Below are 20,808 nucleotides of genomic sequence, written 5' to 3' on the forward strand. Positions count from 1 at the left end.
GGCGTGTCCGACAAGCCCAGTCGGGCTCGCGACGCGAATCGTCAGACACGCCCGGGGCCCGGGAGGACCCGATCATGACCCTTGGCACCACACTCACCGCGGGGCCGGCCACGGCCGTCCCCTCCCGGTCCGGCGGCCCCGCCGCCCGGGCCGCCCGCCGCCGCGCGTTCCTCCACTGGGTGGCCGTGCACACCGTGGCGATCGCCGCCGCGCTGTTCTTCCTGCTGCCCTTCGTCTTCGTCTTCCTCACCTCGGTGATGTCGGACGGGCAGGCGCTCACCACCGACTACTGGCCGACCGACTGGCACTGGGGCAACTACAGCAAGGTCTGGAACACCCCCGGCTTCCTCACCTGGTGGCGCAACACCCTGCTGTACGCCGGGTTCGGCACCCTGCTGACCGTCGTCTCCAGCCTCCCGGTGGCCTACGCCCTCGCCAAGTTCCGCTTCCGCGGCCGCAACCTGGCCCTGATGGGGGTCGTCGCGATGATGATGCTGCCCCCGCAGGTCACCGTCATCCCGATGTTCCTGTTCTGGTCCAAGCAGATGGGCATGGACGGCTCGCTCTGGCCGCTGATCATCCCGATGGCCTTCGGCGACGCGTTCTCCATCTTCCTGCTGCGCCAGTTCCTGATGACCATCCCCAAGGAGTACATCGAGGCCGCCCGGATCGACGGCTGCGGCGACCTGCGCACCCTGCTGCGGGTGGTCCTGCCGATGGCGAAGCCGGCCGTCGCGGCGGTCGCGCTGTTCCAGTTCTTCTACTGCTGGAACGACTACTTCGGCCCGCAGATCTACGCCAGCAACAACCACGAGGCCTGGACGCTCAGTTACGGACTGGAGTCCTTCAAGGCCGCCCACCACACCAACTGGAACCTCACCATGGCCGCCACCCTGCTGGTGATGGCACCGGTGATCGTCCTCTTCTTCTTCGCTCAGAAGGCCTTCATCGAAGGCGTGACACTGACAGGGGTCAAGGGCTGATGTCCGCACTCAAGTTGGCAATCGTCGGCGGCGGTTCGACGTACACCCCGGAGCTGATCGACGGCTTCGCCCGGCTGCGCGACACCCTGCCGGTCGGCGAGCTGGTGCTGATCGACCCGGCCGCCGACCGCCTGGAGCTGATCGGCGGCCTCGCCCGGCGGATCTTCGCCCGGCAGGGCCACGCCGCGGCCGTCACCGTCACCACCGACCTGGCGGCGGGCGTCGCGGACGCCGACGCCGTACTGCTCCAGCTGCGCGTCGGCGGGCAGGCGGCCCGCGACCGGGACGAGACCTGGCCGCTGGAGTGCGGCTGCGTCGGGCAGGAGACCACCGGCGCCGGCGGCCTCGCCAAGGCGCTGCGCACCGTCCCGGTGGTGCTGGACATCGCCGAGCAGGTCCGCCGGGCCAACCCGGACGCCTGGATCGTGGACTTCACCAACCCGGTCGGCATCGTCACCCGGGCCCTGCGGAACGCCGGGCACAAGGCCGTCGGGCTGTGCAACGTCGCGATCGGCTTCCAGCGCAGGTTCGCCGGGCACCTGGGCGTGGACCCGGAGCTGGTCCGGCTCGACCACGTCGGGCTCAACCACCTGACCTGGGAGCGCGGGGTGACCCTGCTGGACGCCCCGGGTGCCGCGACCGGTCGCGAGGTGCTCCCGGAGCTGCTGGCCTCGCACGGCAAGGAGATCGCCGAGGACCTCCACCTGCCGCAGGCCCTCGTCGAGCGGCTCGGCGTGGTGCCGTCCTACTACCTGCGGTACTTCTACCAGCACGACGCGGTGGTGGCCGAGCTGCGGGAGCAGGGCTCGCGCGCCGCGCAGGTCGCCGAGATCGAGCGGCAGCTGCTGGAGCTGTACGCCGACCCGGCCCTGGACACCAAGCCCGAACTGCTCGGCAAGCGCGGCGGCGCCTTCTACTCGGAGGCGGCCGTCCAGCTGATCGCCGCGCTGCTCGGCACCGGCGGCGGGACGTCCGTGCAGGTGGTGAACACCCGCAACGACGGCGTGCTGCCGTTCCTGCCGGACGACGCCGTCATCGAGGTCCCGGCGGAGGTGGATGCGCGGGGGGTGCGCCCGCTGCCGCAGCGGCCCGTCGAGCCGCTGTACGCCGGCCTGATCGCCGCCGTCACCGCGTACGAGCACCTCGCCCTCGACGCCGCCCTGCGCGGCGGCCGGGACCGGGTCTTCGACGCCCTGCTCGCCCACCCGCTGGTCGGCCAGATCGAACTCGCCGACCAGCTGACGGACCGGCTGCTCGCCCACAACCGCGAGCACCTCGCCTGGGCCTGACCCGGCCCGCGACTCCCCCGCCCGGCGACCGCGGAAGGCCGCCGGGCGGGCAGCGCGAGGAGACCGTCCACCCCCGGCCGGGGACCCTCCGGCCGGGCCCCCGGCCGCGACCACGGCCGGGCACCCGGCCGACGACCACGGCCCGGGCCACGTACGAGCCGCGGGGACCTGATGACCCACCAGTCCGAACCACTCCTGCCCGGCGTCCTCGCCATCGACGCGGGGAACTCCAAGACCGACGTCGCCCTGATCGGCACCGACGGCAGCGTCCTCGGCACCGCCCGCGGCGGCGGCTTCGAGCCGCAGAAGATCGGCGGCGCGGCGGCCGTGGCGGGCCTCGCCCCGCTGGTCGAGCAGGCCGCCGCCGCGGCCGGCCACCCGTCCTGGCGCGGCGTGCTCACCAGCCACGTCAGCGCCTGCCTGGCCAACGCCGACCTGCCGGTCGAGGAGGAGGCGCTGCGCGAGGCGCTGGAGTCCCACCCGTGGGGGGTCGGCAACACCGTCGTCAACGACACCTTCGGCCTGCTGCGGGCCGGCACCGACGGCCCGCGCGGCGTCGCGGTGGTCTGCGGCGCCGGGATCAACTGCGTCGGCCTGCTGCCGGACGGCCGCACCGCCCGCTTCCCCGCCCTCGGCGAGCTCACCGGCGACTGGGGCGGCGGCTCCGGGCTCGCCGTGGCCAGCATGTGGCACGCCGTCCGCGCCGAGGACGGGCGCGGCGGGCCGACCGGCCTCGCCCGGGCCATCGCCGAGCACTTCGGCCTGCCCAGCGCCGGGGCCGTCGCCGAGGCCGTGCACCTCGGGCACCTGCCGAGCGCGCGGCTGCACGAGATCACCCGGGTGCTGTTCGCGGTCGCCGACGAGGGCGACGAGGTGGCGCTGGGGCTGCTCGACCGCCAGGCCGACGAGATCGTCCGGCTGGCGGTGGTGGCGCTCGGCCGCCTGGAGCTGCTGGACACCCCGACCCCGGTGGTGCTGGGCGGCGGCGTGCTCGCCGCCCGGCAGCCGCTGCTGCTGGACAACCTGACCGCCCGGCTCGCCGAGGCCGCGCCGCTGGCCGAGCCGCGCGTCGTCGTCGCTCCGCCGGTGCTCGGCGCGGCGCTGCTCGGCCTCGACCACCTGGCGGCGGGCGAGCGGGCGCAGGCCCGGGTGCGCGAGGCGTACGAGGCGGGCCGGCCGGTGGCGGCCTGACGCCGGCTCACCGACCTCCCTCCCCCCGCCGGACCCGCACGTCCGACGGGGGGAGGGAACCGCGGGCCGGCCCCCGATCGTGTCAATCGGGTACCGACAACCGCCGCCGGCCGGGGAGACTTGTGCCATGGCCCCGCCCCGCACCCTCCTCGCCGCCGCCCTGCTGGCCTGCGGCACCGCAGCCGTCCTGACCGGCTGCACGCCCGCCGACTCCGGCGCCACGGTGGCCGCCGCCTCCGCCGCCGCCATGGCCGACGAGGGCGCGGACGACCTGCTGGACGAGGACGACGACCTCCTCTACGAGGAGGACGAGGAGTCCTACTCCGCCGCGGACGGACCGTCCTGGCCCGCCGCCTCACCCTCCTCCGACGCCTCTTCCTCCGCTTCCCCCGAAGCCCCCGACGGGTCGTCCGACCAGCCCTTCGCCGCGCCGTCCGCCGTACCCGAGTGCGCCGCCCCCACCCTGCTCCCCGGTCACCAGGTCCTGCTCGTCGTCTCCACCGGCCCGGCCGAAGTCACCGCCCGGCCCGCCAGGTTCGGCTGCGGCTCCGCCCGCTACGAGCCGGCCGGCAGCCCCGTCCACTACGGCTTCGCGAGCGCCGGCGTGGCCGCGACCCTGGTCGGCGGTCCGCAGGACGACCCCGCCGGGACCGTCCCCCTCGACGAGCTGATCACCCACATCGCCGACTGCCTGGCCGAACGCGAGCCGGACGCCCCGTACGGCTGCCACGGGAACGCCTACGACGTGGTGCTGGACTCCCACGGCCGGATCATGCGGATCGGCGAGGTCGAGGGCCCCTAGTCCGGGGCAGCGCGGAGAAGGGGGGACCGGGCTACGGGGTGACCAGGCCGAACTCGTAGGCCTGGATGACCAGGTGGACCCGGTCCCGGGCGTCGAGCTTGGTGAACAGCCGGGCCACGTGGGCCTTCGCGGTGGCCACGCTGATGGTGAGCTCCGCGGCGATCTCGGCGTTGGACAGGCCCCGGCCGACCAGGGTGAGCACCTCGCGCTCGCGCCCGGTGACGGCCTCGGCGACGGGTCTGCGGGGCTGGGGCGCCCCGGCCGGGCGGGCGGCGAACTCGCCGATCAGCCGGCGGGTGACGCCGGGCGCCAGCAGGGCGTCCCCGGCGGCGACCACCCGGATGCCGTCCAGGATGGTCTCCAGGGCGAGGTCCTTGACCAGGAAGCCGCTCGCCCCGGCCCGCAGCGCGCCGTAGACGTAGTCGTCGTCGTCGAAGGTGGTGAGGACGAGGACCTGGGTGGGCAGGTCCGGATCGGCGGCGATCCGGCGGGTGGCCTCGATGCCGTCCGTACCGGGCATCCGGATGTCCATCACGGCGACGTCGGGGCGCAGCCGGGCGACCAGCTCCACGGCCTCCGCGCCGTCGCCGGCCTCGCCGACCACCTCCAGGTCGGGGGCGTCGGCGATCAGCACCCGCAGGCCGGTGCGGATGAGCGGCTGGTCGTCGACCAGGACGACGCGGATCACGGTCCCACCTCCACGGGGGTCTCGACGGCGGTGTCGGCCGCGGCCCCGTCGGGGAGCGGCAGTCGGGCGGCGACCAGGAAGCCGCCCCCGGAGCGCGGGCCGGCGCTGAACTCGCCGTCCAGCAGCGCGACCCGCTCGCGCATGCCGGCCAGGCCGTAGCCGGTGCCGTGGCCGGTGCCGTTCCCGGGGCCGAGGGTCGCCGCGCCGGCGCCCAGGTCGAGCACCGTGACGCCGAGTTCCCGCGGACCGTACTCGACGGTGACCCGGCAGTCGCGGGTGCCGGAGTGCTTGACCACGTTGGTGACCGCCTCCTGGACGATCCGGTAGGCGGCCAGGTCCACCTCGGGCGGCAGCGGACAGGCCGCGCCGCGCCGGGTGAGCGCCACCCGGACCCCGGCGCCCGCCGCCCTCGCCACCAGCCGGTCCAACTCGCCCAGCCCGGGCGCCGCTTCGAGCGGCGCGGCCTCCCCCTCGCCCTGCCGCAGCGCGCCCAGCATCCGGCGCAGCCCGGCCAGGGTCTCCCGGCTGGTGGCCTCGATCGCCTCCAGGGCGGCCCGGGTCTCGGCGGGCTGGGTGTCCATGACCCGGCTGCCCATGCCGGCCTGGATCGCGATGATGCCGATGTTGTGGGCCACCATGTCGTGCAGCTCCCGGGCGATCCGCAGCCGTTCGGCGGTGACGGCCTGCTCGTGGGCCCGGCCGCGCAGCGCCTCGGCGTGGGCGCGGCCCTGGTGCACGGTATTGCCGACCAGCCAGGCGATCAGCACGGTGGCGGCGAGGCCCGCGTAGGCGACCGGGTCGACGGCGTAGCCGCTGACGACACCGTGGAGGAACAGCCCCAGGAGGGTGGCGATCGGCAGCACCAGGGCGCTGAGCGACAGGCGGCGGGAGCGGGTGGCCGCGCAGTAGCCGACCACCCCGTCGGCGATCAGGAACTGGAGCGGCGCGGTCTCCGGGACCTGCCACATCCCGAGCGCGTAGACGGCGCCCGCGAGCGCCACCACGACGGCGGCCAGCGGCAGCCGGACCAGCAGCGCCGCGACCAGGGTGGTGACCACCGCGGTGACCACCATCGGCATGTCCTCGGGGTTGCCGTGGTACGAGACCAGGTGGCGCAGCTCGTCCTCGCGGGTGAGGAGGCGGTAGACGATCACGGTCGTCCACAGCGCCCCCACCCACACGCCCGCGGGCAGACGTCTGAGCAGCGGCGGACGGGGTTCGGTGATCATGGCGCGATGGTAGCCGCGGCCCGACGGCGGCACATCGGCCCGGGGGCGTAGTCCCCTGGGCCAGTACGGCGGCCGGCGGTTGTGGCCCGCGGCCCGATGCCCGGGCCGGGTGCCGACCGCCACCGTGGTCCCCGTGATCGAGATCGAACGACTGACCAAGCGGTACGGCGCCACCACGGCCGTCGACCGGCTGAGCTTCACCGTCCGGCCCGGCGTCGTGACCGGCTTCCTCGGCCCCAACGGCGCCGGCAAGTCCACCACCCTGCGGATGGTCCTGGGCCTCAACACCCCCACCGGGGGCACCGTCACCGTGGCCGGGGTGCCCTTCGCCGACCGGCCGCGCGGCCTGCGGCACGTCGGGGCCCTGCTGGACGCGGGCGACGTGCACGGCGGGCGCAGCGCCCGGGCGCACCTGTCGGCGCTGGCCCGCGCCAACCGCGTCCCGCCCGGGCGGGTGGACGAGGTGCTGGCGGAGGTGGGGCTCGGCGCGGCCGCCGGGCGGCGGATCGGCGGCTACTCGCTGGGCATGAGGCAGCGGCTGGGCATCGCCGGCGCGCTGCTCGGCGACCCGCCGGTGCTGCTGTTCGACGAGCCGCTGAACGGGCTGGACCCGGAGGGCGTGCTCTGGGTGCGCGGGCTGTTCCGGCGGCTCGCGGACGAGGGCCGCACGGTGTTCGTCTCCAGCCACATGATGGCGGAGATGGAGCACACCGCCGACCACCTGGTGGTGATCGGACGCGGCCGGCTGCTCGCGGACCAGAGCCTCGCGGAGTTCTCGGCCCGCGACGCGGCCTCCTCGGTGGCCGTCCGGTCGCCCGAACTCCCCGCGCTGGCCGACGTCCTGCGCGCGGAGGGGGCCGAAGTGCGGCTGGCGGAGCCGCGGTTCGGGGTCGTCACCGGCATGCCGGCCGCGCGGATCGGCGAACTCGCGTCGCGGCACGGCGTGGTGCTGCACGAGCTGGCCGTACGGACGTCCTCGCTGGAGTCGGCGTTCCTTTCCCTGACCGCCGACAGCGTCGAGTACCCGGCGGGAGAGGCCCGATGAGCACCGTGACCCCGGCGTCCGCCGAACCCGCGCCCCGGTTCCTCGACCTGCTCGCCGCCGAGTGGACCAAACTCCGCTCGCTGCGCTCCACCTACTGGGTGCTGGCGCTGGCCTCGCTGGTGGCGATCGCGGTGAACGTGAACGCCGTCCACAACGACCTCTCCTACCTCGACCAGCCGCCGCCGCTGCCGCCCGGCGGGGCGCCGTACCCGTACGACCCGCTGTTCCACGGCCTCGGCGGCATCGCGAGCGACCTGATGGCGATCGCGGCCGGCAGCCTCGGGGCGATCACCGTGTTCGGCGAGTACACCACCGGCCTGATCCGCACCACCTTCGCCGCCGTGCCGGACCGACGGGGCGTGATCGCGGCGAAGGTGCTGCTGATCGGCGGGATCACCGCGCTCGCCGGGGCCGTGGTCTCGGCGGGCTCGTTCCTCGCCGTCAACGCGATGCTGGCCTCCCGGCACCTCGGGCTCTCCGTCACCGACCCGGGCTGCCTGCGGGCGGTACTGGGCTACGCGGCGGTCGTGCCGGTCTGCGCGCTGATCGGGATGGCGCTGGGCGCGCTGCTGCGGCACGCCACCGCCTCGATCGTGTCGCTGGTGCTGCTGCTGCTCGTGCTGCCGATGGTGTTCGGCGGGGACCGCTACCGGTGGCTGAAGGAGATCGGCACCCACCTGCCGCTGGCCACCGTGCAGCGGCTCACCATCAGGCCCGGCTCCCCGGTCACGATGGGGAAGTACGCGCCGGGCGTGCTGGACTCCTGGATCACCATGGGGGTGTGGGGCGCGGCCGCCGTGGTGGTGACGGTGGCCGTGGTGCGGCGGCGGGACGTCTGATCCGCCCGCTCAGCCGAGGCCGAGCCGCCGCGCGGTCGCGGCGGCCGGCCGGTACGGGCGCTCGGGCGGCAGCAGCCGCTGCGCCTTCGCCGCCTGCCCGCCGCGGACCAGCGCGGCGATCCGCCGCACCTGCGGGGTGAGGTCGGTGAGGTCGACGACCCACTCCTCGGCGAAGGCGCGGATCAGCGACCGGCCGACGCCCACCTGGATGCTGTAGTGGTTCAGCGCCGCCCCGCGCAGCGACCGCTCAGGGTCCCACTGCACGTGGACCGCGGCGTCCGCCAGCTCGTCCGGGTGCGCGGTGGTCGGCACGGCGCGGGCGAGCGCCTCCTCCCAGCCCTCCCGGGTGATCCGGACCGCCAGCACCCTGGTCTGGCCGGGCTTCTGCGCCCAGTTGCTGCGGTGCATCAGCCAGCGGAACGAGGGCTTGATCCAGGTCATCCGGTGGAAGCCGAACGGCGCCACGAACCGGCCGGCCGCCAGCGCCGCGTCGGCGACGGCCGACGGGTAGGCCTGGTAGAGCACGATCGTCCGGTCGTCGTGGTCGGCACGGATCTCGCGCAGTGCGGTCATCTCGCGGCACCCCCTCGACCCGGCACGCTGCCAGGGCGGGCGGCGCGGTGCAACGGGATTACCAGGCGGCGCCGGGGCGGCTCAGGCCACGGCCGCCTTGCTGCGGAAGGCGCCGAGGGTGGCCGCCGGGACGCCGCAGCCGGGGAGGAAGGAGGCCGCGCCGCCGTAGTGGGTGCGGACGCGGTCGAGGAAGACCGACATGGCCTCGGCCGGGGCCTCCAGCAGGGGCGCGGGGATGGTGAGGTTGCGGCCCCGGGAGTCGGTGACGCGGGAGGTGGAACGGTCGTTGAGGGCGGTGCGGTGGCGTTCGGCGAGGCCGGCGAAGATCTGCGGGAGCGCGTCGGCGGTGCGGGTGTAGTCGGCGACGATGCGCTCGGCGGGGACGCCGAGGAGGTCCAGCAGGAGGGCGGTGAGCAGCCCGGTGCGGTCCTTGCCGGCGGCGCAGTGGAGCAGGACCGCGCCGGGGCGGACGGTGGCGTCGACGGCGGCGGCCACCGCCTCGGGCGCGGACTCCGCCAGCAGGACGTAGAAGTCGCCGAGGTCGGCGGCCGTGGCCATGGTGCCCATTCGCGCGGTGAGGACGTCCGTGGCGGGGTTCACGGGGGCGGCGACGACGGCTATCCCGGCGGCCTCGGCGGCGGCCCAGTCCCGGGGGTCGGTCTCGCGCGGGTCCCGCAGGTCCACGATGGTGCGGATGTCGCAGCCGCGCAGCTGGGCGACGGTGGCCTCGTCGGCGGCCGGGAACGGCTGGGCGGAGCGGTACAGCACACCGGGGCGGACCCGTCGGCCCTCGGGGTCGCCGAGGACGGCGGCGTCGCGGAAGTTGACCAGGGACATGCGGGAGGCCTTTCGGTGGTGCCGCACCGGGGACGAGACGGGTCATCCGGAGGGCGGAGACATCTAGACGTCTAGATGTGTAACCCCTCCGGGGCCGCCGGGCAAGCCTCGGTGGCGCAGATCCCGGCAGCACGGGCCCCGGCAGCACGGGCCCCGGCGGCGCGGGCCCGCGCCGCGGCGCGCGTCTCGATCGGTGCATCCCTCCATCCCACTCCCATCGCCCGGCCCCGGCGACCCGGGCCGTACGGCGCCCGACCGGCCCGGTCCATCCGGTCCGCTCCGTAGGATCGGGCCCGTGGCGACGAACCCCCCGAGCTCCCCGAACACCCCGGTGTACCGCCGTCTGGCCCGCCGGCTCCAGGAGCGCATCGACGCCGGCACCTACCCGGCGGGCGCCCGGCTGCCCAGCGAGCCCGAGCTGAGCGCCGAGTTCGGGGTGAACCGGCTGACCGTGCGGCAGGCGGTGGCGGAGCTGGAGCGGGCCGCCGTGGTGGAGATCCGCCGGGGCGTGGGCACCTTCGTCCGCCCGCCCGCCGTCCGGGTGTCGATCGCCGTGGACCCGCGCAGCCAGCGCTTCGACCTCGGCAGCGTGCCCACCGCGCTGCCGAACGAGGCCCGCGCGGACGGGGAGTTCGTGGTGGCCGCCCCGTCCGTCCTCGGCTCGGCGCAGGACGCGGAAGCGGCCCGCCAACTGGGCCGCGCCCCGGCGGAGCTGTCCCGGGTGGACTCGGTGATCCGGCTGGGCGGGCGGCCCCGGGCGGCGTGCAGCTACTGGGTGCCGTTCGGCCCGCTGCCCGCCGAACTGCTCCGGCCGGGGCGCCCCGGGAACCTGGTGCCGGCCCTGGCGCGGGCCGCCGGGGTGGAGCTGGAGTACGACTGGCGGGCCTTCGGCGCCGTCGGCGCGGACCTCGCGGACGCCGAACTGCTGGGCGTCCCGCCGGGCACCGCGCTGCTGGTGCGCGAGGGCGTCAGCTGCACCCCGGACGGCGCCCCGGCGCTGTACGTACGGCGGCGGATCGACGGCAGCAGCGCACGCTTCGTCCTGCACTTCCGAGACCGGTAGCGCGGGCCGGTCCGCGCACCCGTCCTGATAGGTTCGGCGCCGGAATACCAGGTCGCACGGGGGTTGGCAGGACATTGGTGACCGAGGGGCCCGACCACGACATACCCGCCGAGCTGGCCGAGGTCTACCTCGTCCTGCTCGGCGACGTCTCCCGTACCGGCCGGCTGCTGCGCCGCGAGGAGCTGGAGCGCCTGCGCAGGCTCGGCGAGCACTGCGCCGAGGCCGGGTACGGGCTGCGCGAGGTGGTGTCGCACTGCCTGGCCGCCGCCCGGCGCGCCTGGCAGACGCTGCCCGGGACGACCGCCGCGAGCAGCGTCAACGAGCTGCGCCGCACGGGCGACGCGGTGCTGTCCGCCACCGACGCCGCGCTGGCCGCGCTGGGCGAGGGCCACGAGCGGGCGCAGCGCCTGGCCGTGCGCCAGGAGGAGGCGGCCCGGCGGGAGTTCGTCGACGACCTGTTGTTCGGCCGCGGCGACCTCGGCCAGCTCGCCGAGCGCGCGGAGCGGTTCGGGCTGCGGCTGGCGGGCGCGTACACGGTGGCGGTCGCGGTCGGCGACGAGCCGTTCGCGGACGTGCGTCCGCTGGTGCACCGGGTGGAGCGGGAGCTGGCCGGACGGTTCGGCGAGCGGAACGTCCTGCTGGCGGGCAAGGACGGCCGGCTGGTGTGCGTCGCCCCGGACTCCGACCGGGCCGTGCTGGAGGCCTTCGCCGAGCTGACGCTGCGGCCCGGCGCCGGCGGCCAGCCGGTGCGGCGGGTGGCCACCGGCCGCCGGCACTCGGGCCCGAGCGGGGTGCCGCGCAGCTACGAGGAGGCGCTGGACGCGCTGGACTACGCGCAGCGGCTGAACCTGCCGGCCCGGCGGCTGCGGGCCGAGGAGCTGCTGGTCTTCCCGGTGCTGATGCGCGACCGGTCGGCCATGGCCGACCTGGTGCGCAGCGTGCTGGGCCCGCTGACCGAGGCCCGCGGCGGCGCCCGTCCGCTGCTGGACACCATCGCCGTGCAGGCGGAGGCCGGGTACGTGAACGCGGAGGCGGCGCGCCGGCTGGGGCTGAGCGTGCGCACCCTGGGCTACCGGCTGGAGCGGATCAAGGCGCTCACCGGCTACGACCCCTCGGACGCGCTCCAGCGCTTCACCCTGGAGACGGCGGCCATGGGCGCGCGGCTGCTGAACTGGCCGGAACGGCCGCTGTAGTCCCGCTGCGGCGCACCCGCGCGGTGCTGCCGGGACCGTCCGGGGGCCGTCCTGTTGCCGAGCCGTTGCAGTGTCACGCGGGACGCGCGTACCAGGGTGTCAAGAGGGCGTAAAGATTGCCGGATCCTGGCAATGTGCGGCGGGGCCCGGCACTGCCATGATCTCCCCGGCGCCGATGCGCGGTGCCGGGGGAAGGACGGGGGAGCGTGGCCGGGTTGGGGGGATTCTTCGCGGCCGCGCTGGCCTTCCCGACGGCGCTGTTCAGCTTCGCGCTGGTGGTGGTGGCCGGGTACTGGCTGCTGATGCTGCTGGGCGGCCTGGTGCCCGGCGCCGTGCACGGGGGGCACGGCGGCGGGCACCCCGTGGACGTCGGGCACGGGCACGTCGGACACGGGCACGTCGGACACGCGGGGCACGGTGCCGGGGGGCACGGTGCCGACGACGGGTCCGACCGGCACGGGGCCGGCCACCACGCGGGCGTGCTGGACGCGCTGGGGCTGGGCGGGGTGCCCGTGACGGTGGCGGTGTCGCTGCTGGTCGCGCTCGCCTGGTTCGTCAGCCTGGCCGGCACCGTCCTCACCTCGGGGGCGCCGGCGCGCGGCGGCGTGTTCGCCGTCGCGCTGGTCGCCTCCTGGGCGGGCACCCGGGTGCTCGTCCGGCCGCTGTCGCGGCTGTTCCCGCAGGACCGGCCGGTCACCCGGAGGGACTTCGTCGGCCGGGTCTGCGTGATCCGGACCGGCCGGGTGACGGCCGGCTTCGGGCAGGCCGAGGTCACCGCGGAGGACGGCTCCACCGCGCGCGCGGCCGTCCCGGTCGGCTGAAGAGCGCCGCCGCCGAGCCGCTTGCCCTACGACCCTACGATTCCCCTCATCGGGGGCATCCGCGCGGGGGCGGGGTAGGGGTGGCCGGGACTGGGTAACCCAGCCGGCATGGGCGCTCAGGGACTCGATCTGACCGGGTTGCGCAGGGTGTACGGGCGGGCGGGGAGCCGGTGGTTCTACACCCGGGTGGCGCGCAACGCACGGCACTGGGGGTGGACGGAGCCGGGGCAGTCGAAGTGGCGGCTGTGGCGGGCGCAGCGGCAGTTGCAGGACGTGCTGGGGCGCAAGCTGGCGCTGCCGGCCGGGGCGCGGGTGCTGGACGCCGGGTGCGGGGCCGGGGTGGTGGCGCGGGCGATGGCGGTGCGCTTCGGGCTGGCGGTGACCGGCGTCGACGTGCTGGACTTCCACCTCGCCGAGGCCCGCCGACTCAGCGCCCGGGCGCGGATGGGAGGGCGGACGGCGTTCCACTGGGGCGACTTCCACCGGCTGCCGTTCGGCGACGGGGAGTTCGACGGCGCGTACTCGATGGAGACCCTGGTCCACTCCTACGACCCGGCCCGGGCGCTGGCCGAGTTCCACCGGGTGCTGCGGCCGGGCGGGCGGCTGGTGCTGCTCGGCCCGATGAGCACCGGCCCGCTGGACGAACTTCCGCCCCGGGCACGGGCGTTGCTCGAACCGTACCTGGACGCGATGACGATGGTGGGCGCCAAGGTCTACCACGCCGGCAACCTGCCCCGGCTGCTGGGCGAGGCCGGGTTCGAGGTGGAGGAGGCGCTGGACGCGACCCGGTACTACCTGCCCACCTCGGAGGCGGTGTACGCGTACTTCCGGCTGCCCTGGGAGGTGCTGCGACGCTTCGGCGATCCGGCCAAATGGCTCAACCTCCGTTCCACGGTGGAGATGTACGCCGTGCGCGAGCACGTCGCCTGGTACGTTCACACGGCCGTCAAGCCATCGAGGTGACCCTGCCGTGGAGGACCGCTCCGCCCCGCTGCCGTACCCGGGCGGCTGGTTCTGCGTCGGCCGGGCCCGGGACCTGCCGCCCGGGCGGGTGCGCACCGCCCGGCTGATGGGCGAGGACGTGGTGCTGTACCGGACCCGCCGGGGCGCCGTACGGGCGGTCGGCCCGCACTGCCCGCACCTGGGCGCGCACTTCGGGGCGGGCGGGACGGTCCGGGGCGAGGAGCTGGTGTGCCCGTTCCACGGCTTCGCCTTCGGCCCGGACGGCTCGTGCACCGGTTCGCCGGACGGCGTGCGGTTCCGGGGCTCGTTGGCCGGGCGCCACCTGCGCGAGCGGGACGGCATGCTGTTCGTCTGGTGTGCTCCGGGCGGCGGCCCGGGCGGCGGCCCGCCCGCGTGGGAGCTGCCGCCGGCGGTCGGGGTGCGGCCGCTGGCGTGGTGGAGCGGGGAGGTGCTCTCCCACCCGCAGGAGGTAATGGAGAACAGCGTCGACTTCCGGCACGTCCGGGTGCTGCACGGCCTGGACACCCGGGAGACGGCCCCGCCGGAGCCGGCCGGCCCGCTGTTCACGGTCCACCAGCGCACCACGACCCGGTTCCCGGGGCTGGGCGCGGTGAGCCTGGAGCAGCCGGTGACGCTGGTCGGGCTCGGGATGATGCGGCTGGTGGCCGAACTGCCGCAGCTGGGCAGCAGCCTGCGGGTGTGGGTGCTGGCGACGCCGGTCGCGCCCTGGCGGACCAGGGTGCGCATGGCGGTGACCGCCACGGCGCCGGTGCCGGGGGTCGGCGCGGTGCGGGCCGTCGACCGGGCGGCCTCCTGGGCGGCGCTGCGGGCCTCGGTGCGGATCATCAAGCAGGACCGCCCGGTGCTGGCCCACAAGCGGTACCTGGCGCAGCCTCGGCTCGTCCCCGGGGAGCGCTCGATCGGGCTGTTCCGCCACTGGGCGCAGCAGTTCTACCCGGGGTTCCACCCGGAGCCCGCCGGCCCGGGGCGGACCGGGGGCGCCGGGCTCCACTCCGGGCCCCCGGCCGGACTGCGGCCCGGGCCGGACGCCGCCGGCTGAGCCCCGGCCGGAGCGGCCAGCGACTCCCAGACCGGGTCGGGCAGCCCGGGCACGGCGCGCCCCTCCGCCTGCCAGCGGCGGGCCAGTTCGGCGTAGATGGGCGCCTCCGGACCGGGCTCCGCCACCGACGGGCCGGGCGCCGTCGCGCGCGGGCCGGGCACCGCCGCGGGCGGACCGAGTGCCGCCGCGGGCGGACCAGGCGCCGCCACGGGCGGGCCGGGCACCGTCGCGGGCGGCAACGGCTGCTGCGGTCCGTCCTGAACGCCGCGCAGGATCGTTTCTTCACCCGGCTGTCGTCCGGACGCCGACTGCCTCCCAAAACCACTCACACCCACCCAACGCACCCCGCCCGCGCCGGGACACGGCCACGTCAACCGGGCACGCCGCAGGTCAACCCCCTGCGGGGACCGGCCGGGTGCGCAGGAAGTCGGCCCACCCGACTTCCTGCGCACGTCCTGTCGGCCCGGGGCTCCACCCCGGGCCCGCTCCGTCCCCGGCCGCCCCGCTACCGCCGGCGCCCCGCCGCCAGCAGCTCGGGCACGCTGGCGAGCTTCACCCGCGGCCGCCCCTCGGCCTCGCCCCGCTCGCGCTCCGCGCGGTCCACCGCCCGCAGCTCCCGCAGCCCGACCGCGTCCGGCCGCCGGTGCCGCACCAGCCGTTCGAAGTCCCGGCGGCCCGCCTCCGGGGCGGGCAGCGCCAGGGCGACGGCGTCGTCCAGCAGCGCGCCCACGGTCTCCCGCGCGCAGGCCCGGTTGGCGCCGATCCCGCCGGCCGGCCCGCGCTTGGCCCAGCCCACCACGTACGTCCCGGGCAGCGGCCGGCCGGTCGCCGGGTCGACGACCCGCCCGTTGCGGTGCGCGACCGTCCCGCTCCGCTCGTCGAACGGCAGCCCGGGCAGCGGCACGCCCCGGTGCCCGATCGAGCGCACCACCAGCCCGGCCCGCAGCACGTCCGTCGCCCCGGTGCCCTCGACCCGGCCGTCCGCCGCCAGGGCGGTCCGCTCGACGGTCAGGGCCTCGACCCGCCCGTCCCCGGACAGCTCGACCGGCGCCGACAGGAACCGCAGCACGATCCGCCGCCCCGGCCCGGGCTCCGCCGCCCCGTCGTACGGCACCAGCGGCAGCCCGGCCAGCAGCGCCGCCTGCGCCGCACCGGCCCCCGCCCCCGCGCCCGCGCCCGACCCGGCGTCCGCGCCCGCCGCCTCGATCGCCGCCCGCACCTCCGGATGGTCCGCCACCACCACCTCGACACCCGGCAGCTGCCGCAGCGCCAGGAACTCCGCCCTGGTCCACGCCGCCTGCTCCGGCCCCCGCCGGGCGAGCAGCACGACCTCCCGGACCCGGCTGCGGCGCAGCGCGGCCAGGGCGTGATCGGCGATGTCGGTGGCGGCGAGCCGGTCGGGGTCGGTGAGCAGGATGCGGGCGACGTCCACCGCGACGTTGCCGTTGCCGATCACCACCACGCGCTCCGCCGACAGCTCCACCGCGTCGGCGGGCACCGTCGGTTCGGCGTTGTACCAGCCGACGAAGGCGGTCGCGGGCAGGCTGCCCGGCAGGTCCTCGCCGGGAATGCCGAGCCGGCGGTCGGCGGCCGCGCCGACCGCGTACACCACCGCGTGGTGGTGCGCGGCGAGCTCCTGGTGGGTCACGTCCGTGCCGATCTCCACGTTGAGGTGCATCCGCAGCCGGGGGTCGTGGAAGACGCTCGCGAAGCTCTCCGCGATCCGCTTGGTGGACTGGTGGTCGGGCGCGACGCCGTGCCGCAGCAGCCCGCCGGTGACGGGCAGCCGGTCGACCATGGTGATCTCGGCGCTGGTGCTGCGCAGCAGTTCCTGCGCGGTGTACCCGGCGGACGGTCCGGTGCCGACGACGGCGATCCGCAGCTTCCCGAGTTCGCCCGGCAGGCTGCGCGGGAAGCTGGGCGCGCCCCAGGCGTGGTCGCTGGGGTGGTCGCGGAACCAGTCGCGGTTGAGGTCGCCGAACACGGTGTCCGGCCCGCGCAGCCGGTCGACCGGGAACACCGCGTCCACCGGGCAGGCGTCCGCGCAGGCGCCGCAGTCGATGCACGCCCGCGGGTCGATGTACAGCATGTCGGTGGTGCCGAACTCCGGCTCGTCCGGGGTCGGGTGGATGCAGTTGACCGGGCAGACTGACACGCACGAGGCGTCGTTGCAGCAGGTCTGGGTGATCGCGTAGGCCATGGCCGGGGTGGGTCCTCGCTGCGCGTGGGGGATGGGAGGCGGAGGGGCCGCTGACGGACCGTCAGAGCATGTGAACCCGGCGGTAGATGGCCGCCGAGCGGCTGGTGAGCAGCCCGGTCTCGGCGAGGAAGGCCATCAGGTGCCGGGAGCTGGTGCGCATCATCGCCTTGCGGTGCTCGTTGGCCCGCACCTCGGCGAGCGCCCGCGGTACGTCGAGCCCGGCGGCCTTGTACACGCCCGGGTGCACCATGCTGCTGACGATGACGTACGCGCCCGCGGCGATGCCGGCGGCCGAGGTGCGCCGCCGGGCCGGGCCGGCGTGGCGCATCCGCTCGCGGATCTCCTGCCGGGCGAACTTCATGTGCCGGGACTCTTCGACGACGTGGATCCGGGAGGTGCCGCGGACGATCTCCAGCACGTTCTCGCCGCGCATCCAGTCGCGCTGCATGACGTCGAGCACCTCTTCGGCCACCAGGATGCCGCCGTAGGCGAGTTCGCCCTTGGCGAGCGCCTTGAAGGCGCGCCCGGCCTGGGCGATCACCTTGTTCGGGCGGTAGGCGGGGACGCCCATCTTCTCGCAGGCCCGGGCGAACATGATCGAGTGGCGGCACTCGTCGGCGATCTCGGTGAGCGCGAACCGGAACTCGGCACTGGCGGGGTTCTTGAGGTACTGGTCGCGCAGCACCATCTGCTGGAGGATCATCTCGAACCAGATGCCGGTGTTCATGATCGAGCAGACCTCGTGCCGGGTGAGGGTGACCCGCTGGCGCTCGGTCATCTCGTCCCACAGCCGGGTGCCGTAGAGGGTGCTCCACTCCGGGTTGAGGCCGTAGTGGCCCTCCGGGAGGGGGGCGTCCCAGTCGATCTCGGCCGAGGGGTCGTAGGAGAGGGTGGCGGCCGATTCCAGCAGCCGCTTCGAGACGTCGTCGTCGGACTCGGTGTGGCCGTGCCCCGTCTGCCGGGTGAGAGCCATGGCTGCCTCCAGGTGCCTGCTCCTGCGGGCTCCCGCTCACCCGCTTATTAGACGGACAGTACAATAAGAGCCGGTCGCCGAGAACCCCCTGCGCGACGGTGAACCGGCGCGGACGACGGCGGCCTGGATCCCCGGATCCGGGAGTCCCCGACCGCCGCCCGCACCCTCTCCGCCCTTCCCCGGTGCCGCCGCCTACGCCCTCGCCCTGCCACCCGCTGCGCCCGGGCTCACCCCGCCACCCGCTGCGCCCGGGCCACCAGGTGGCGGCGCTCCGGAGCACTGGCCGTACGGGCCGCCGCCTCCCGGTAGGCGCGGGCGGCGCCCGCCGGGTCGGTGCCGAGCCGGTCCAGCAGGTGCGCCCGGACCGCGAGCAGCCGGTGGTGGCGGGCCAGGCGCTTGTCCTCGGCCAGCTCCGCGACGAGCGCGAGCCCGGCCGCCGTCCCGTGCACCATCGCGACCGCGACCGCCCGGTTGAGCGCGACCACCGGGTTCGGGTCGAGGCGCAGCAGCAGGTCGTACAGCACCAGGATCTGCGGCCAGTCGGTGTCCCGCGCCGTCACCGCCTCCCCGTGCACCGCGGCGATCGCCGCCTGCACCTGGTACGGCCCGGCCTGTCCGCGCGTCAGCACCGCGGCGATCAACTCCAGCCCTTGGTGCAGCAGTTCCTGGTCCCAGCGGCCGCGGTCCTGCTCCTCCAGCGGCACCAGCTCGCCGTGCGCCCCGGTGCGGGCGGGCCGGCGGGCGTCGGTGATCAGCATCAGCGCGAGCAGCCCCGCCGTCTCGGCGTCCCCGGGGGTGAGCCGCAGCAGCATCCGGGTCAGCCGGATCGCCTCGACGGACAGCTGCGGCGCGGTCAGCTCCTCGCCGCCGCTCGCCGTGTAGCCCTCGTTGAAGACCAGGTACAGCACGTGGCGGACCTCGGCCAGCCGTGCGGCGTCGCCCTCCGCGGCCGGCAGTGCCAGTCGCCCGCCGTCCGCCCCGGCCGCCGTCTTCAGCGTCTGCTTCGCCCGGCTGATCCGCTGCGCCATCGTCGACTCGGGCACCAGGAACGCGGCGGCGATCTGCGCGGTGGTCAGGCCGCCGACCGCGCGCAGGGTCAGCGCGATCCGGCTCGGCACGGACAGCGCCGGGTGGCAGCAGAGGAACAGCAGCGCGAGCGAGTCGTCCGCCGCCGGATCGGGCGCGTCGGCCGGCGGCGCGAGCAGCGCGGACTGCGGCGTGGCCAGCGCCGACGCCTCCTCCCGGCGGCGGCGCGCCGACTCGCTGCGCACCTGGTCCACCAGCCGCCGGTCCGCGACGGTCACCAGCCAGCCCCGCGGGTTGACCGGCGTCCCGCTCCGCGGCCACTGCGTCGCGGCGGCCAGCAGCGCCTCCTGCACCGCGTCCTCGCAGGCGTCGAACGCCCCGCCGTGCCGCCGCACCAGCACGCCGAGGACCTGCGGCGCCAGTTCGCGCAGCAGGCCCTCGACGGCGACGGTCGTGCCGCTCACTCGCGCCCCGGGAGCTCGCTCGCGGCGGACTCGTGCATGACCGGCCACAGCTCCACCGGCTCCACGTCCGCGAACGGCATGTCCGCCGCGATCTGCTGGGCCCGCTCCAGGCTCTCGCAGTCCAGCAGGTAGAAGCTGGCCAGGTACTCCTTGGTCTCCAGGTACGGGCCGTCGGTGACCACCGGCACCCCCTCCGCCCGCCGCACCAGCTGCGCCGCCGCCGCGTCCGCCAGCCCGTACGCGCCGACCAGCTCCCCGCTCTCCCGGTACCGCGTGTTGAACGCCTCCTGCTTGGCGATCGCCTCCGGCCACGCCTCGGCCGGGAAGGAGTCCCACTTGGCCTGGTTGCCGTAGATCATCGCGACGTACTTCATCTCGGGTGTCCCCTCCGCCTCGCGCGCCCCGTCGGCGCGTTGTCACCTCTCAGTCGGAGCGGCGGAACCCGGCCTCGACATCGGCCGGGAACTTCTCGGAGATTTCTTCTTCCGCGCCCCGGGAGCTGCAGACGATCAAGGTACGGCAGCCCGCTCAGCCGCGCCGGTCCGCCCCGTCGAAGGCCGCGAGCGAGCGCGCGCCCGGTTCCAGCGAGCGCCGCAGGGCGGCGAGCACGGCGGGCTCCAACCCGCCCACGGCTTCGGCGAGTTCGTCCGCGATGTCCGCCGTGATCTCGGCCGCGACGGCGTCCGCCGGGGTGCGCGGGCCGAGTTTGCCGACGGCCGCCGCGGCCCGGGCGGGGGTGAGCAGGGCGGCGGCCCGGACGAGGAGCCAGGCGGGCACGCCGGCCGCGCCCTCCGGCGGGGGGAGGTACGGGCGGGCGCCGTCGTAGCGGTCGTCCTCGGCGAAGGCCCGCTGCTTGACCTTCACCAGTGGCCGGGCCGGACCCGGCTCGCGCCACTCGCCGGCCGGCTTGAGGACGTACCCCTCGGCGAGGTTGTCCGGCAGTCCGGGCAGGCCGAACAGGGCGGGCACCCGGCTGGGGAAGCGCGCCGGCAGGTCATGCAGGGTGTTCAGCGGGCCGTGCCCGAGCAGCGGCACGCAGGTGAGCCCGGCGGCCCGAGCGGCGGCGCGCAGCGTGCGGTCGGCGATCCACCACCGGCCTCCGGGCGTCTCGACGGTGGCGTCGAACGGCAGCCAGCACAGGCCGGGGGCGTACCAGACGCCGGTCTGCACCGGGTCGACGCCGGGGGCGGCGGGCACGTCGGGGTGCGGGTAGCGGCCGCCGGCCAGTTCGCCGTAGACCGTCACCACGGCCGCGGCACCCCACGGCCCGCGCACCGCGGCGGCGAACCGGGCCGCCGCGACGGACAGGGCGGCCCAGATCCGGCTCACGCCGAAGAAGCCGTCCAGCCCCTCGTCGTCCAGCAGTTCACGCCGTTTCGCGGGCCGGACGGCCCCGCCCTCGCAGACCACGGCGAAGTGCGCCCCGTGCACCTTCTCCGCCGCGGTCCACTCACGGCCGCCGGGGCCGCCGGAGCGGCCGCGCGCGGGGATCTTGGGGTAGGGCCGCAGTCCGGGCCCGTCGGACTCCGTCTCGAACACCGTCTCGGACACGAACGGCATCCTCGCCGC

Annotated in this window: 20 protein-coding genes; 11 read left to right on the forward strand and 9 right to left on the reverse strand. The window is 75.8% G+C overall.

Features of this window, described 5'->3' with window-relative positions:
• Window positions 1–74: 74 nt before the first annotated feature.
• From ACIQI7_RS19825 to ACIQI7_RS19840, 4 genes are all read left to right on the forward strand, one after another.
• Window positions 75–983 carry a carbohydrate ABC transporter permease gene (locus ACIQI7_RS19825; protein ID WP_401111504.1) on the forward strand — a complete coding sequence of 303 codons (909 nt, stop codon included), beginning with the start codon at window positions 75–77 and terminating at the stop codon, window positions 981–983.
• Window positions 983–2,272 (forward strand): 6-phospho-beta-glucosidase, encoded by a 1,290-nt coding sequence (locus ACIQI7_RS19830; protein ID WP_401111507.1) that lies wholly within the window; start codon window positions 983–985, stop codon window positions 2,270–2,272. Before ACIQI7_RS19825 ends, ACIQI7_RS19830 begins: the two co-directional genes overlap by 1 nt.
• A 171-nt stretch (window positions 2,273–2,443) precedes the next feature.
• A complete protein-coding gene (locus ACIQI7_RS19835; RefSeq protein ID WP_401111510.1) occupies window positions 2,444–3,463 on the forward strand; it encodes an N-acetylglucosamine kinase in 1,020 nt (339 codons plus the stop codon).
• A gap of 127 nt (window positions 3,464–3,590) precedes the next feature.
• The gene (locus ACIQI7_RS19840) at window positions 3,591–4,265 is read left to right on the forward strand and encodes a hypothetical protein (protein WP_401111512.1); all 675 of its coding nucleotides are present in this window, start codon (window positions 3,591–3,593) and stop codon (window positions 4,263–4,265) included.
• Between the two features lie 31 nt (window positions 4,266–4,296).
• Here ACIQI7_RS19840 and ACIQI7_RS19845 read toward each other — a convergent pair whose 3' ends face one another.
• Both ACIQI7_RS19845 and ACIQI7_RS19850 read right to left on the reverse strand, forming a co-directional pair.
• Complete coding sequence (locus ACIQI7_RS19845; RefSeq protein ID WP_401111515.1) at window positions 4,297–4,953, reverse strand: response regulator; 657 nt, start codon at window positions 4,951–4,953, stop codon at window positions 4,297–4,299.
• Window positions 4,950–6,182: a sensor histidine kinase gene (locus tag ACIQI7_RS19850; RefSeq protein WP_401111517.1), complete on the reverse strand. Its 1,233-nt coding sequence runs from the start codon at window positions 6,180–6,182 to the stop codon at window positions 4,950–4,952. Before ACIQI7_RS19850 ends, ACIQI7_RS19845 begins: the two co-directional genes overlap by 4 nt.
• Window positions 6,183–6,315: 133 nt before the next feature.
• Here ACIQI7_RS19850 and ACIQI7_RS19855 point away from each other — a divergent pair, with 133 nt between their 5' ends.
• Both ACIQI7_RS19855 and ACIQI7_RS19860 read left to right on the forward strand, forming a co-directional pair.
• Window positions 6,316–7,227 carry an ABC transporter ATP-binding protein gene (locus ACIQI7_RS19855; RefSeq protein ID WP_401111520.1) on the forward strand — a complete coding sequence of 304 codons (912 nt, stop codon included), beginning with the start codon at window positions 6,316–6,318 and terminating at the stop codon, window positions 7,225–7,227.
• The gene (locus ACIQI7_RS19860; RefSeq protein ID WP_401111522.1) at window positions 7,224–8,066 is read left to right on the forward strand and encodes an ABC transporter permease; all 843 of its coding nucleotides are present in this window, start codon (window positions 7,224–7,226) and stop codon (window positions 8,064–8,066) included. Before ACIQI7_RS19855 ends, ACIQI7_RS19860 begins: the two co-directional genes overlap by 4 nt.
• Window positions 8,067–8,075: 9 nt before the next feature.
• On the opposite strand, the gene ACIQI7_RS19865 is transcribed toward ACIQI7_RS19860, so the two are convergent.
• Entirely contained in the window at window positions 8,076–8,639 is a 564-nt protein-coding gene (locus ACIQI7_RS19865; protein ID WP_401111524.1) for a DUF4291 domain-containing protein, read from the reverse strand.
• An 81-nt stretch (window positions 8,640–8,720) separates the two neighbouring features.
• Window positions 8,721–9,476: a tyrosine-protein phosphatase gene (locus tag ACIQI7_RS19870; protein ID WP_401111526.1), complete on the reverse strand. Its 756-nt coding sequence runs from the start codon at window positions 9,474–9,476 to the stop codon at window positions 8,721–8,723.
• A 295-nt stretch (window positions 9,477–9,771) separates the two neighbouring features.
• On the opposite strand from ACIQI7_RS19870, the gene ACIQI7_RS19875 reads away from it, so the two are divergent.
• The 5 genes from ACIQI7_RS19875 to ACIQI7_RS19895 all read left to right on the forward strand — a co-directional run bounded on the left by ACIQI7_RS19875 (window position 9,772) and on the right by ACIQI7_RS19895 (window position 14,576).
• On the forward strand, window positions 9,772–10,539 hold the full coding sequence (locus tag ACIQI7_RS19875) for a GntR family transcriptional regulator (RefSeq protein ID WP_401111528.1): 768 nt from the start codon (window positions 9,772–9,774) through the stop codon (window positions 10,537–10,539).
• A gap of 77 nt (window positions 10,540–10,616) precedes the next feature.
• Window positions 10,617–11,732 (forward strand): PucR family transcriptional regulator, encoded by a 1,116-nt coding sequence (locus tag ACIQI7_RS19880; protein ID WP_401111531.1) that lies wholly within the window; start codon window positions 10,617–10,619, stop codon window positions 11,730–11,732.
• Window positions 11,733–11,938: 206 nt separating this feature from the next.
• Window positions 11,939–12,553: a hypothetical protein gene (locus ACIQI7_RS19885; protein WP_401111534.1), complete on the forward strand. Its 615-nt coding sequence runs from the start codon at window positions 11,939–11,941 to the stop codon at window positions 12,551–12,553.
• Window positions 12,554–12,661: 108 nt separating this feature from the next.
• Window positions 12,662–13,516: a methyltransferase domain-containing protein gene (locus tag ACIQI7_RS19890; RefSeq protein WP_401111537.1), complete on the forward strand. Its 855-nt coding sequence runs from the start codon at window positions 12,662–12,664 to the stop codon at window positions 13,514–13,516.
• 7 nt (window positions 13,517–13,523) lie between these two features.
• Window positions 13,524–14,576, forward strand: a complete 1,053-nt coding sequence (locus ACIQI7_RS19895) for an aromatic ring-hydroxylating dioxygenase subunit alpha (RefSeq protein WP_401111539.1) — start codon at window positions 13,524–13,526, stop codon at window positions 14,574–14,576.
• A gap of 505 nt (window positions 14,577–15,081) precedes the next feature.
• Here the strand turns inward: ACIQI7_RS19895 and ACIQI7_RS19900 are convergent.
• From ACIQI7_RS19900 to ACIQI7_RS19920, 5 genes are all read right to left on the reverse strand, one after another.
• Entirely contained in the window at window positions 15,082–16,776 is a 1,695-nt protein-coding gene (locus ACIQI7_RS19900) for an FAD-dependent oxidoreductase (protein ID WP_401111542.1), read from the reverse strand.
• 61 nt (window positions 16,777–16,837) lie between these two features.
• Window positions 16,838–17,749 carry a diiron oxygenase gene (locus tag ACIQI7_RS19905; RefSeq protein ID WP_401111544.1) on the reverse strand — a complete coding sequence of 304 codons (912 nt, stop codon included), beginning with the start codon at window positions 17,747–17,749 and terminating at the stop codon, window positions 16,838–16,840.
• 227 nt (window positions 17,750–17,976) lie between these two features.
• Complete coding sequence (locus ACIQI7_RS19910; protein ID WP_401111547.1) at window positions 17,977–19,239, reverse strand: RNA polymerase sigma factor; 1,263 nt, start codon at window positions 19,237–19,239, stop codon at window positions 17,977–17,979.
• Window positions 19,236–19,613, reverse strand: coding sequence for a YciI family protein (locus ACIQI7_RS19915; RefSeq protein ID WP_387757890.1), 378 nt, complete (start codon window positions 19,611–19,613; stop codon window positions 19,236–19,238). Before ACIQI7_RS19915 ends, ACIQI7_RS19910 begins: the two co-directional genes overlap by 4 nt.
• Window positions 19,614–19,767: 154 nt before the next feature.
• Window positions 19,768–20,790 (reverse strand): RNA ligase family protein, encoded by a 1,023-nt coding sequence (locus tag ACIQI7_RS19920; protein ID WP_401111550.1) that lies wholly within the window; start codon window positions 20,788–20,790, stop codon window positions 19,768–19,770.
• Window positions 20,791–20,808 lie beyond the last annotated feature (18 nt).

It is taken from the genome of Kitasatospora sp. NPDC092039, from assembly GCF_044756065.1.
Classification (GTDB): Bacteria; Actinomycetota; Actinomycetes; order Streptomycetales; family Streptomycetaceae; genus Kitasatospora.